The sequence below is a fragment of the Sphingobacterium cellulitidis genome (genome assembly GCF_043187465.1).
Taxonomy (GTDB): domain Bacteria; phylum Bacteroidota; class Bacteroidia; order Sphingobacteriales; family Sphingobacteriaceae; genus Sphingobacterium; species Sphingobacterium cellulitidis.
Window position 1 is genome coordinate 2,469,308 of the sequence record NZ_CP171136.1, and the last position, 13,535, is coordinate 2,482,842.

Annotated in this window: 7 protein-coding genes; all 7 read right to left on the bottom strand. The window is 35.7% G+C overall.

Annotated elements, in window-relative coordinates; translation table 11 throughout:
- The 7 genes from ACF3OC_RS10990 to ACF3OC_RS11020 all read right to left on the bottom strand — a co-directional run bounded on the left by ACF3OC_RS10990 (position 1) and on the right by ACF3OC_RS11020 (position 13,527).
- Positions 1–1,107 carry a D-TA family PLP-dependent enzyme gene (locus ACF3OC_RS10990; RefSeq protein WP_392469215.1) on the bottom strand — a complete coding sequence of 369 codons (1,107 nt, stop codon included), beginning with the start codon at positions 1,105–1,107 and terminating at the stop codon, positions 1–3.
- Between the two features lie 2 nt (positions 1,108–1,109).
- Complete coding sequence (locus ACF3OC_RS10995; protein ID WP_094281837.1) at positions 1,110–1,580, bottom strand: RidA family protein; 471 nt, start codon at positions 1,578–1,580, stop codon at positions 1,110–1,112.
- 18 nt (positions 1,581–1,598) lie between these two features.
- Positions 1,599–2,927: a GntP family permease gene (locus tag ACF3OC_RS11000; protein ID WP_392469216.1), complete on the bottom strand. Its 1,329-nt coding sequence runs from the start codon at positions 2,925–2,927 to the stop codon at positions 1,599–1,601.
- Between the two features lie 141 nt (positions 2,928–3,068).
- Positions 3,069–4,457 (bottom strand): ATP-binding protein, encoded by a 1,389-nt coding sequence (locus tag ACF3OC_RS11005; protein ID WP_392469217.1) that lies wholly within the window; start codon positions 4,455–4,457, stop codon positions 3,069–3,071.
- Complete coding sequence (locus tag ACF3OC_RS11010; RefSeq protein ID WP_392469218.1) at positions 4,447–5,802, bottom strand: DUF6851 domain-containing protein; 1,356 nt, start codon at positions 5,800–5,802, stop codon at positions 4,447–4,449. Before ACF3OC_RS11010 ends, ACF3OC_RS11005 begins: the two co-directional genes overlap by 11 nt.
- A gap of 43 nt (positions 5,803–5,845) precedes the next feature.
- A complete protein-coding gene (locus ACF3OC_RS11015; RefSeq protein WP_392469219.1) occupies positions 5,846–7,168 on the bottom strand; it encodes a contractile injection system tape measure protein in 1,323 nt (440 codons plus the stop codon).
- A 14-nt stretch (positions 7,169–7,182) separates the two neighbouring features.
- Positions 7,183–13,527 (bottom strand): hypothetical protein, encoded by a 6,345-nt coding sequence (locus tag ACF3OC_RS11020; protein WP_392469220.1) that lies wholly within the window; start codon positions 13,525–13,527, stop codon positions 7,183–7,185.
- Positions 13,528–13,535 lie beyond the last annotated feature (8 nt).

Sequence of the window (13,535 nt, forward strand, 5' to 3'; positions counted from 1 at the left end):
TTATATATTTAAAGCCCTATTTCTAGCTATAACCTGCCAATCTTTAGCATATTCCTTATCCTCAATTACGGCTACCTTCTCATATAAGGCAACTGTTGGACAAATATGAAGTGGAATGGCATATAAGGCTGTGCCTACAGGATAGTTATGGCTATCCTCTACCGTTAAAACCATATGTTCCTCACTTTGAAGTACAGGCACCGCATCATTCGCATTTAAGAATTTCACACGTGGCAAAGGAGATTCAGAGGCAACAGCCTTATATCCGAGGTCAATACAGATTCTATTTTCATTAATTACTGATATTACCCGGGTAAGAAGCACCGCCGCTACTTTAAATTTCTGTTCAGGAATCTTTTCAGAATAGCCCCAATCCCAAAACACAAAGGTTCCTGGACTGCAGGCTACATTCTTTCTTTCAGCATGTGCAGTGAAAGATGGTGAACCTCCTACCACAATTTTTAAAGATTGATCTGAATGTTCCTGAAGAAAATCATAAGACTTTTGAAGTAAATCAAAGCCTGAATCAGCTTCCTTCTTTCGAACTTCTATATCTGGATTATTTATCTGACCATCATATCCATGAACCCCCTGGAGTCTTAAGTTTTCCTGTTGACGAATAGTTTCCCATAATTCCTTGATCTGCGAAAATGCCGCTCCCGTCCTACCCATACCTAGATCTATATCCAAGTAAAAGTCCAACACTTTATTTATTTCAACTGCGGCATCATTCATTGCTTGAATAGAATTTACATTATCCAGAAGACAGGAAAATTGAGTATTGGGATAGGCAAGAATAAGTTTTTGCCAGCGTTTGATATTTGGACCAACAGGTTGATAGGCTAATAAGACATCCTTCGCATTTGCCAGGGCCAACATTTCTGCCTCAGCAATGGTCGAACATTTAAATTGATCAATCCCTGCATCTATCATCATTTTACTGACTTCAAGCATTTTATGCGTTTTGACATGCGGACAAACCCGACTGTTGTCATGGTCAACCATTGACTTCAGTAATTCTATATTATGCGCTATCCGTTTGGGATATAATAACAATGCCGGTGATGCCAGCTGATCTATATTCTGAACTTCATACCAAGCTTCCATGATTAATCCTCATGTAATTCAAATAATGCTTCAATTTCTACAGGAATATTATCTGGCAATGAACCAAATCCTACAGCACTTCTTACCCCAACTCCATTTTCTTCGCCCCATACGGAGGCAAATAATTCACTGCAACCGTTGATAACATACGGATGTCTTTCAAACTCCGCCGTACAGTTTACCATTCCCAAAACCTTTATAACACGCTTTACTTTATTTAGAGTTCCTAAATTCGCTTTGATTGTCGCTAACATTGCCAAACCCACTTGCCTCGCAGCAAGTTTTCCAGCTTCCATATCCATATCCTTACCGACACGCCCGATAATTAAAGTTCCATCTGCCTGAACAGTACCATGCCCTGATAAGTATAAATATTTACCATCGATAAGGCAGGGTTTATATACTCCTAACGGTTTTGGAGCGGGAGGTAAAGTCAATCCTAATTTTTCAAAGTGTTCATCTGCGTTAAACATATTTTTTTGATTTTAAGTTTATATAAATAGAGATAAGATCAATACGCCAATAAGTCCTACTATGGCAACAATGGCTTCCATAATTGACCAGGACCGAAACGTATCTTTTACCGATATTCCGAAATATTCTTTAAACATCCAAAAGCCAGAGTCATTAACATGTGAAAACATCAAACTTCCAGCTCCAATGGCCAAGACCAGTAAATTCGGATTTACCCCTGAAGCTTGTAACAAGGGTAATAATACACTAGCAGCAGTTAATGCAGCAACAGTTGCAGAACCCACGCATCCGCGGATTATGGCGGTAACTGTCCATGCCAGAATCAATGGATGAATTGGCATCCCCCGTAAACTCTCGGCTAATTTTACACTGACTCCGCTGGCTTCCATCACTTCCTTGTAAACACCAGAACCTGCAATGATTAACAAGATCATGGCAATATCTTTTACAGCTTCCCCATAAATAACCATAACCTCCTTAATGGGTCTTCCTTGAAATATCCCCAAAGAAAAGGTGGCATAGATAATTGCAATCAGCATAACAATATTTGCTGATCCTAAAAACCCAAGAACTTGATGCATTGCAGTTTTGTCTTTGGCTACCAAATAAGGCAAAACTGTAAATAGAATGATCATAATCACGGGAAGTAAAGCCGTCAAAAAGCTATTCAGGGGACCTGGTTTTTGATAACCATCATCCTCCATGACCATTTCTTCGGGTTTAAAGACTTCAGATTTACCTGCGGTAATATGTTTTAGTGTTTTACTAAAGAGTGGCCCTCCAATAATAATAGCTGGGATAGCGATCAATAATCCATAGATCAATGTTAATCCCATATTCGCTTCAAACAAGACGACCAGGGCAACAGGAGAAGGATGTGGTGGAATAAAGCCATGAGTTACGGATAAGGCTGCCAACATGGGCAATCCAATGTAAACCGCGGGTAATTTATATTTATAGACAATAGAAAATATTAATGGCACCAATAATACAAAGCCAACCCCATAGAACAAAGGAATTCCAACGATAAATCCAGTAAATGCCATTCCCCATTGTAGATGTTTAACTCCAAAAAGCCGAACCATAACCGTTGCGATATTTTCGGCTGCACCACTGCTTGCAATCAATTTCCCTAACATTGCCCCGAGTACAATGATCAAGGTTAAGCCACCCATAATTGAACCGATCCCCTTTTCAACAGTAGCAGAAATTTTATCCATTGGAATTCCCAATACAATTGCGGTAAGGATAGAAACTATCAAAAATGCCAGGAAAGTGTTTATTTTAAAATAAGTGATGCAGATAATCAGCAATAGAAGGCTAAGGAGTACAACTGTAAATACCATTTAGTATATATTGAGGGTTAGGAGCTTCCATCTGGAAAGCGTTGGTTATTATACCCTAAAATAATAATACCTAAACGAATATGAGCGTAAATAGGAAAATAAATTTATAGGACAAGATTTACATAGCCAGGCGACTACTATTTAATTAAAAGGTTTACCTTCTTTTAATAATTCCTTTCGGATGCCATTGAGAACATCCTCTAAATGAATCGATTTCTGTTTTTTATTTTTTTGATGGCGTTCGATAGCCTTTATACAGGCGAAATGAACAGCATTGACAATAGATCCGCCGGAGATGACATGATTTTTCACCAGTTCCGGAATATCCACGGTATCTTCTTTTTCATTGCAAAGAGCAATATCCTTAGGAAAGGATAATCGCCAAATTTTAGAACGATCATTGGCGTCAGGGACAGTGAATTTCAGAATGGCATTGAAGCGGCGCATAAAAGCATCATCGATGTTATTCTTCATGTTGGTCGCCAGAATAACCATACCATTATAATCTTCAATCCGTTGCAAGAGGTAGGACACTTCCTGATTTGCATATTTATCATGAGCATCCCGTACATTGGTTCTCTTTCCAAACAAAGAGTCAGCTTCATCAAAGAACAATATCCAACCCTTATCTTCAGCCTTTGCAAAAATCTGTTCTAAATTTTTCTCGGTCTCACCAATGTATTTCGACATCACCATGGATAGATCAATTTTATAAACATCCTTACCAACTTCTTTACCCAAAAGTCCTACTGTCAATGTTTTTCCGGTACCTGAAGGACCATATAGTAAAGCTTTATAGCCATTGTTTATACGACCTCCCATCCCCCATTCCTGAATAAGCATAGCATTGTATTTTAACCAGCTTTTTAATTCTTCTATCTGTTCTTTTAGTTCATTATTAATTACAAGATCTTTCCATTCCAGTTTTGTTTTTATCAATTTGGCCGGGAAATTTACGCTGAACTTTGGCTGGGTCGTCTCCTCAAATAAAAAACTATCCAAATATTCCTTAGAAACAATAATCTTCCCACTTAATTCCGGTTCACCGACTGGCACCTCTTCCAACCACAAGATTTTCTTTTTATCAAAAAAATGGTCCGCCCAAAAGAGTTTTTGAATTTTTAATTTCTTCTCAAAATCATCATCTGCTAAAAGAAAAACTGCTGTTTCACCTGTAGGCAAAAATCCTCGATAATCCTTTCCTCTCACTCCACCAATTTTTTGAAAATCCCCAGCATGTTGTAAAGTAGCATGAATAAGATTATCAAAGAGGTCTGATTGTAGGTGTGCAGACATCGCAATCAGTAATAAGCAGGCTTCATCCTCATTAAGTTGATTTAGCTGGATAAATTCAGAAAGTTTCTTGGACCATTTTGAAAAGTCTGGGACTGGCTTTTTTAGAGTAGAATCATTAGCAAAGCGAACCTTTAATCGATATGAGATCAATTGTTCTAAGAATTTTAATTCTTCAGGAGCATTATCATCTACAAAACTGAAGTTTTGTTCCTTACTTTCCTTCTTACTTTTCATTAAAATAGATCTTTGCTTTTTCCCAAACCGCCACTGCTACCTTGAGTCCTATTTTATGACCTTCAGCAGTAGCTTTAGAAAAATGAGTTCCAGCATACAGGCAGGATAAACCGGCCTGTTCAGCAGCTGCAGAATAGGTTGGCCATTCCAGAACAATATCCATACAAGGAGTTACGCCATTTTCCATCGAGGAAGAACCCATTTTTATCGTTGTACGACCACCAAACACATCATTGCCAGTGAAGTTTTTAAGAATTACAGCTGCTGCTCGGCTGAGGCAGCTATGTGCTGAAATATATTCTGGAGATGCTGGGGTTTTTAAATAGGGTTTCCACTGCTCTCCTTTAAGAGTTTCAGTGCCTTTACATGGACCTGCCCATCCGTGGATAAACAATCCATTAAACAGATTTCGAATGGCTGTCACTGGTCGAACAGCATTATACCATCTTTTAGAATCCCATGTCGCAATGGAAGCGTCCAACAATGCATTGGATAAAACGAAGAATAATTTTATACATTGGGAATTTCTACAAAATTCTTTTTGAGCCACAAATTGTGCGATCTCACACCAGTGACCTGCTGTAGAATATGTTCCTTTTCCATCTTCCCAATAACTTGCAATGACTTTTTGTTCATCTGTAAGTGCTGCATTGATATCTAAAATCTCCCTTGCTTGAAGTTTAAATTCGGGTTGCTCTTTAGTATAAGGCGGTTCAGGTCTAAAATGCCAATTAAAGGGTAAGGCAAAAGCCCTAACTAATCCCCAGTGAGCCAAGGCAAATCGTTGAACCTTACATTCATGGTCGGCTTTTACTTTTTTTAGTGGTTGCCAATGACTGAGGTTAATAAGTTGGTCTGCACTGTTAATAGGTTTATAGCCCGTATAATCAGAAAATCTCGGCATTTTCAATGATCCCAGTGGGTTCGATCCATCCCCATAGTGCTGTTCAATAACCAATTTGGCTATTAAATTTCCTATACCTTCGGGCTTTTCAATATTTAAACATTTGATATCTGGATCATACTCCGATTGACACATAAAATCCCTAAAAATATTCTTATGTTCAGCAGGTAGTCTAAACCAAAATAAGTGCATTAATACCTGATATGCGGCATAACTAAAAGATTTTCGAATATGCTCCTTTGCGCAATGTTGTTTTGGAAATTTAATATAATTGGCAGTCGTTGTACTGATTGCGCAACTATCATATACAGACCAAGCATCGTACATGGCAGTATGAACCATCGCTAATGCTCGAGCTGCAATAGTTGCAGGAGATTTTGTCAACTTAATAGCTTCTAAAGTAAGTTGATTCCATTTTAAAACAAGTGGTTTGTCTGACATGATCGTTAGCATTAAATAGGTCAATCATTGATAAAACATTAAATTATCTCCATTCAACATTGATAATTTGTTTCAACCACGGAAACTTAATCATATTTAAATTCCAAGGTAAATAGTCCAAAAGCATATCCACTGCTCCTTTTTCAACTTGAAATGTGATTTTATCTTTATTATAAACCACCTTTCCAGGCCTTTGTAAAAAAGTCTCCCTTAAACCTTCAATGGAAGTACTCTTTAAAATTTCCCAATTTGCAATACAAGCCTCAAGCATAGCATCTACCTCTTCCCTTTCAGAAATTGTAAGATCTGCCTCAATCGGAATGGATCGCTTAATAGGATAATCACAAATAATTTTAGGAATAACCAATTCATATTCTTTAGCATTTTGTAATCCAGTAACGGCATAATGTAAAAGATAGATGGCTCTCTCTTTCGATTTTAAGTTGAGAAAAGCTTTCTCTTGCAGCAGGTCCAACCGTTGGAATAATGAAGGAAGAAATGGATGAATCAGTATTAAGCCAACATGAGAAAGGTATAGTGAACTTTCTAAATCTATTAATTCTCCTGCCACTATATCCTCCAGGATAGAATCTTCAAACTCAACCTCGGTTGTATTATTTTGAATACTAATCAAGTCCAAGCTTTCTTCGAGTGGTTTTTGATCCTTATTGAGTCTCAGCGAAATTGCTTCTTCAAAAATTTCTTCCCAAAACTTCTCCCTAGATCGAAGAATCTTGTCTTGCGCCAGCGGAGAATTCGCATTCCGGGATTTGTAATAATCCTTGGTTTTAGACTCAATCAATTGTTCATAAACCGGAGCAATAATTTTAAGTAATCGAATTAAAAACTCATCAGTATGTTGCCTGATTACTCTTAGTAAAGAGTTTTGTTGATTTGATAGTTCATTCATAAAATGTTCCAGCACCTCAATGTTTGAGGAGATGGATTCCAAAACATGATTTTGCCAGTCCTCTGGGATATTTTGTACATTCCAAGGCAAATACCCTTTTTGTATATATGAAATCCATTGATAATAATGATGTAAAGCCAAGGACATTAATTCCTTCGGATTTCGCAAAATTTTTGCTTTTAATAACATCACCTCCACTTGCGATGATATTAATTCTTCCAACTTTTCATTGATTTGAAAATTGGAAATTTCTTCCAGCGTCAAGTTTCCTAAATCAATAGTTATAGAATCCAACATGATTACCTGATCCTCGGAAGAAAAATTCTGAAAAATACTATCTAACAAAGGCAATATATAGGTCCAGTATCCATCACTCAACTTTTGTTGAATCAGGAAGCTGTCCATTTTTTGATGGATCTGTACTTCAATCCTTTGTTGTTTGATAATATGATTCATAACCAGCTTTTATTTCACTTTCCTAACATTATTTTTTTGATGGCTAGCACATTGACCTTTGGTTGATACTTCTTTAGTTCAATTCCATCCCAATGGTTAAATATTCTTGAAACATCAATTTTTGCTTTTCTAATCTTTTCAAATACAGATTCTAAAATCGCCATCTCTGTAATGTTCTTCGTTTTATAATTTAACTGATCCAAGGAATAACTTATTACCGTTTCCATGACCCTATCCCGTTGTGGCTTATTGAGAACCTTATAATCCTTGCTGGTTAATTTCTTGTTTTCAATAATTTGGGTAACGAGAGGTTCCAGATGTGTAAAAGCAATAGCTGGGTCAGCCATAAAGTTTTGAACCGATTGGATAACTTTATTCTTGCTCAGTTTTTCAGAAAATTGGTCAATATTGTGTCTATAATTTTGTAAGCGTTTATCTTTCAATATTTTAAATTGCTTAGGGTTTCCTTTTTTCGCGACTTTTTGTGCTGAAATAGGCTCTACCTGAACATTTTCGGCTAGTTTTTTTACAACAATATCTTTCTTTATCCCTTCTTTTTTAGCATAATAAACTTGATTTTCGCTATCATCACAACTTCTAAATTCATACTCTTGAGGATAAGATACCATCCAATTGTATGTACGATTTACTTGGTTCAAGAAATCATCTTGCTGTCTTAGATCTTGAATCAAACGCGATGATAAACATGGGTTAACAAAAATTTCTTTTTGTATGCATGGTTTACACTTAACACAGCCTTTTAATTGTTCAAAATTCCTTTGGAACAGAAAGTTCTTCAGATCATTAACTATGAAATAAGGATTACAGGTATTTTTCTTAGCAATCCAACGTCTCCAATCTTTATATTTTGATTCAAAACAACATAGGTCATGTGGTGCCAGCCAGAGTATTCTGAGCATGACATGCGCCGGAGCTAATCGATATAAAATATCTTCCATGATTAATCGACCAGTTTCAGACCGAAACCTATTCACCCAAGCAGGTAAAATGACCGTCGCGATAAATGAATAGGAATCTTGTCCCGGTAAAAAGCAAATATCTTCACTTGTAGAACAAGGATCTGAATGATCTAGTATCCATTTATACCGTACATTTGGCAATCGACCTTCATACATATAATATTGTTCATCATCGCAATCTTCAGGACATCTAGGTCGCAATAAGATATGCTCTACAGCATGCAAGCCTTCAGCATTGGTTAATTGAATAGTCCTCTCTACAGCTTTGCATAGTACCTCAGCGGTTGGATAGCATTGAGGGTTATTCGCAACAGACAGCCCATTTATGCGGAGTTCTTCTCTTAACTGTGGAAACCACAAACGTAGGGCAATTCCAAATGAATTACAGGAACAATCAAGAATCGATTGGTAGTTTTCATAATCTTTTAACAACTCATAAGCCATGAACAACCTCAATAATGCATCCTTACAGGAATTCAAAGGGCATACTGTTTTCCAAGCAACAAAACAATTGGACTCAATTAATTCAACTGAGTTACAGCCACAATTAGGTTGATTATCTTCTTCACATGAATTAAAGCCTGGCAACTTAATTTCAATACTATATTGATATGAATTATTGGAAGGATTTAATTTTCTGGATATTGGAAAATAACAGAGGAAAAGAGTCAATTTCTGTTTAAAAGACTCTATATCACCATCCGGATTATACGATTGTAGAATAATCTCCCCATCCTTATCTCGCAGATAGATATATTGCTCCTCTATACTGTAAAAATTATCTTGAGGTTGGATTTCTTCCAATATCTGAAATAATTGCCCACAGGAATCCTCATTATTTCTGCTCATGATTTTTTTGGCAAATGGCTTACCAGATTCATCTTTAAAGATTAAATAATCTTGTTCAGAAGAAAATGAGTAGGATTCAAGTTCAACAAACTGTTTAAATTTATCAAATAGGTCAAGCTGTATTTGATTTCGTTTTTTGGCAGTATCATAGGTACAAGGATGAACCAAAAAATCTTCGGCGCAATTCAAATAGAATGAATAGCAGCAATCCGATGGTTTTTGATATTTATGAAAGCCTATTTCGGATTGTACGGCACAGATGAAGTTTTGCACCCCAGTTTCACCCCACGCTTCTTCTTCGGAATAAAATCTATTTGAACTCTCGGCTAATACCTCCCTAATATAAATCCGATATTCTCCAGCTTCATTAGCTAAATGATTACAATCAATGAAAAGATTACCATGGTATTTAATAAGCATTAAAAAGAAATCAAAATCTTTCCAGGCCCCCTCTGCTGTTTCATACATTTTCATGCTATGCCAGCCTTGTTCTTGATTTTCATTTAAGTAGGTCTCGAAATAATATTGGTCATTACTCCTCTTAATGGGATAAGACATCATCAATTTCACCAAGATTTCTGCAACAGTACCTTCTTGATAAGAATTGAATTCCTCTTGAGTAATCTTTGGAATAAACACAACTGCTGTGGAGTTTAGATTATTGATTTCATCATAACTAATGAATGAACCATAATTATTGACCAAGAATGCTTTTTCCAATATATCAAAGAAATTAATCTCAAAGGCTTCTAATGCTTTTTCTTCACTTTCAAATGCCAAAACACTTTCAAAAAGGATGATTTCCTCTCCGATTGGACCAACATTCTTATAACCTAAATTATGTGCTCGGATTTGATATTTGAATCGTACAGATTTGGAGCCATTTACATTGATTTTTTGAATTGCCGGACCTCCGAGGCAGAGTTGCAGATACTTCAATCCTCTTTTTAGCCATTTCAAAGACTTCATTCTTCCAATAGTTGCTTCTTCTTTGGAGAAAAATTGGTTTTGATTGTAGGCAATTACATTATCCTTATCCACCAATCTATAGACAAATCGAGGGGAATTTTCATTGTACTCCTGTCTGATTGAACTACTAAATATTTGAGGTTTTTCAGTACTGTTATATTGGGCGATATGTTTTTGGACAGTTAAGGCCTTCGTTAGATTATCTTCTGATACTGTCGATTCTGGGGAAAGACTTACCGTTGGTAATTTACTTGCCTTATTTTGTTGGCTTAGCATGATAGTGTTTTTGCTTTTCCCAACTTTCAATGAAGGTAATGCTTGTTGAAATACTTGCGCAGCTTTCAATGCATCTTCTTTATACAAGTATTCTTTCGTACTACTAAATTGAAAGTTTGCATCAGGTTCGAAGCCCAACTCAAAGTTGAACTTCCAGCCTTTAGGCATGGCTAGTGCCCCTAACTTATAACTCGATTTATTGAGGATGTCTAGGATAAGCTCTTGAAGTTCCAAAGCTTCTTTTTCAGTTTCAAACTCCGCATACGAAGTAGCTTCAACCTGGTTATCTTTAACAATATTCAATTGATATTTAGAGTCTATATTAGTTCTTCCAACACTGTAATTAGATTGATCAACGGCTAAAAGTAATACCTGAAGTGCATGACTTTTTGCTTCTTTATTACTCTTAAACTCTTTTGAAGGGTAAAATTTAAAGGAATTATTATGGTCTAATAAATCATAGCTAAACTTATCAGGTTTACCAACAATATTATTATGGATATTGATTTTATAATCCTTGGTATCCAAGAATTTAGGAATTTCATTTTCTGAGCTGATTTTTGACAGCTGCAAGATTTTTTTATCGGTAATATCTGATAAAACCCACTGAGCTGCATCATTCAGTTTTGAGATCGTCTTAAATCCAAAATCTAAGGCAGCAGTTTCGGAGTCATAATTGCTAACCGAACTTCTGATTACCTGATCATCATGATCCAATAATTGAGTTTTATAGCCATAGCTACTGATATAAACCTCTTCATTTGGTTTATTGGCAAAAGAGCGGCTCAGTCCTTTTCTCACCTCATCTGCTTCCTGGGAGTTATCATACTGCTTAAAGAATGAAACAGAGTTTTTAGCATTATAATGGAGAACTACTTCATATTTCTTTTCATGGGGAATATATTTAGTCTGTAATTTCTCAGGGTTTGCCAAAGAATTAAACACTAATTGAGCAGCTTCTTCAGCCTCCTTCTGTGAGTCAAAACGTTCTTTTAAGGAGAAATAGGTTTCATTTCCAATACTTAGATCGACTAAATAGTAATTGTCAATTTGTTCAACCACAAAATTGCAGAGGCTATATAAACCCTTATTTTCTATTCCAGCAAGATATTTAGCTTCGGCTTCAAAACCAGATATGTTGTCAGATTGCCATTTATTGGCTAAATAATCATATGCTCTTCCACGATTAGCACTTATCTCATCATAATGGAATAATAAGTTTTCCTTTGCTTGTATTAGGACATCCGGATTATTCTTAAATTGATATAGGACATTATCTGTAAACCTTTCTGCAAACCTGGCCAATAGATGATTTAGGAAAGTATTTCTTCGAGCATGATACAAATCATTATCCTCAACAATAAGTGCCAAATAAGATTTAAAGGTTGAAATATTGAGCTCTAATTCAAATGAAACTTGGTTTTCATCAATTATAAAGCTTCTATAATTTTCTTCGAATGATCCTACATAAGAAACAGAATTTAGATGAAGATTTGCTGCTGCGATTGAGTTAAAGCTTATTTTACTAATCAATCCGAACTCATCCGAGGAACCTAAGATATAATAATAAAATTTGTCATGACCAATTTCAATAAATCCGACTTCATAACTATTACTACTAAAATCCTCGATTAACTGATGAATTTCGATTTTCTGCTTAGATAATGAACTAAACTTATATTGGTTTAACGAGCTTATTTTAGGTTTTTCAGCATCAATCAAATGCATTAATTCTGCTTTAGGTACAACCCGAACCAAAGCATCACCTTCAGTACCTAATTGTGTACTTTGATCGGTACCAACGGCAAATCTCAATAAAGTTCCAAGATCTTTTTCATCGGCCAATTTATTGATAAAATAGGTTCTTCTATCCTCAGCTTTATCGGAGGAATTCATAGCGAAGATTTTCCTAAGGTTTTTCAATTGTGATAGATAGCCAGCAAGGATTTGATCAAAGAACAAGAGATATCCCTTTAATTGTAAAGCTTGAGCTTTTCTATGATCCGAAACATCATCTGCTAGTCCACCTTCAGAAATCCCGTAGACTTTAGGAAAATCCTCTTGAAGAAGATAATAATCGTCCAAATTTTCATAATAATTACCATTTGGAATTGGGTAATCCAGATAAGGAGATCCCTGTTGATAAAGTACTTTCCCAGAGTAAGTGAAACTAAGTTTAAAAACGTTTTCAAATTTAGATTTATCAAATTCTAAAGGAATACCATTTCTTTTAAATTGGATTTCCGTACATTTTATGGCGAAATTAGGAACATGATTTTCAGGGATTTTATATTTCCATAAATCGATTTTTTGAAACCAATTAGTTTCACAATTATTTAGGGATAAAGAGTTAACCGATTTTACTCCCTCAATTTCAAGGATGATCTGATAGAGATCAGATAGATGGATTTCCTTTTTTAGTTTAAGTTCTTCAAGTTCTTCTGAATCAATAAAGCCATGACTTTCAATCAGATCATAAGGTCTTCCAGCATAAATTTCTTCAATGGACTTGCCTTTATCAAGCAGTTCCTGTAAGGTATAGAATTTAGGACTAGGAGAAATAAAATCTCTGAGTTTTTGAATAATTTCGGGATATATTTGGTCGATATCAGCATCAATACTAATTTCTATGGAAGCGCAGATTCCTACGTCCATTTTGCAAAGGAAATTAAAATCAACGAAGTCCTCACAAAAGTTCCTGTTAGCCATTAATTTGGCTTTGATTCTATTTTTAATGTCCTTTAAATGATTCGTTTGTTCGGTCTCTGAATCAAAATCTTTATTAATATCTTTTTCAGGTTCGATTATTACGTGATACAGCCCATTTAAGTAATCTACACATAGGTCATTATGGGTTGAATGAAGGATTTGATTATTTTCAGAATTACAAAAATCAAATTGATCGGTTGCAATTTCCAGCCAAGCATTTTTGACACCTTCGATATCAATCAATAATTTTCTATAATCCATAATCGTTAAAGGATTACAGGTTAATATCTGCGCCGGGCTAAAGAAATTATCATCTTTCGATGTATCTAAAGGGTTCCTTGCAAAAAGATCGATACTAGGGAGGTTGGTTCTATAACCTAGATCTAACAAAGAATAACAAAGTACTTCCAAAATGGTAATTCCTGGATCATGCACATTATGGTCAGTCCAAATTTTTCCTGAAAGCTTACCAAGGTAGGCAATACCTTCGGTCCTTAATTTATCAAAATCAAGGTATTCAGGAAAATCAGAATTGTCCTTATTGATCCATTTATTATTTTCTCCGTCGGTTAGCATGGTATTGT

Coding starts and splice junctions, on each gene's coding strand:
- ACF3OC_RS10990 (WP_392469215.1), bottom strand. CDS start 1,107: ATGGAAGCTTGGTATGAAGTTCAGAATATAGATCAGCTGGCATCACCG.
- ACF3OC_RS10995 (WP_094281837.1), bottom strand. CDS start 1,580: ATGTTTAACGCAGATGAACACTTTGAAAAATTAGGATTGACTTTACCT.
- ACF3OC_RS11000 (WP_392469216.1), bottom strand. CDS start 2,927: ATGGTATTTACAGTTGTACTCCTTAGCCTTCTATTGCTGATTATCTGC.
- ACF3OC_RS11005 (WP_392469217.1), bottom strand. CDS start 4,457: ATGAAAAGTAAGAAGGAAAGTAAGGAACAAAACTTCAGTTTTGTAGAT.
- ACF3OC_RS11010 (WP_392469218.1), bottom strand. CDS start 5,802: ATGTCAGACAAACCACTTGTTTTAAAATGGAATCAACTTACTTTAGAA.
- ACF3OC_RS11015 (WP_392469219.1), bottom strand. CDS start 7,168: ATGAATCATATTATCAAACAACAAAGGATTGAAGTACAGATCCATCAA.
- ACF3OC_RS11020 (WP_392469220.1), bottom strand. CDS start 13,527: ATGCTAACCGACGGAGAAAATAATAAATGGATCAATAAGGACAATTCT.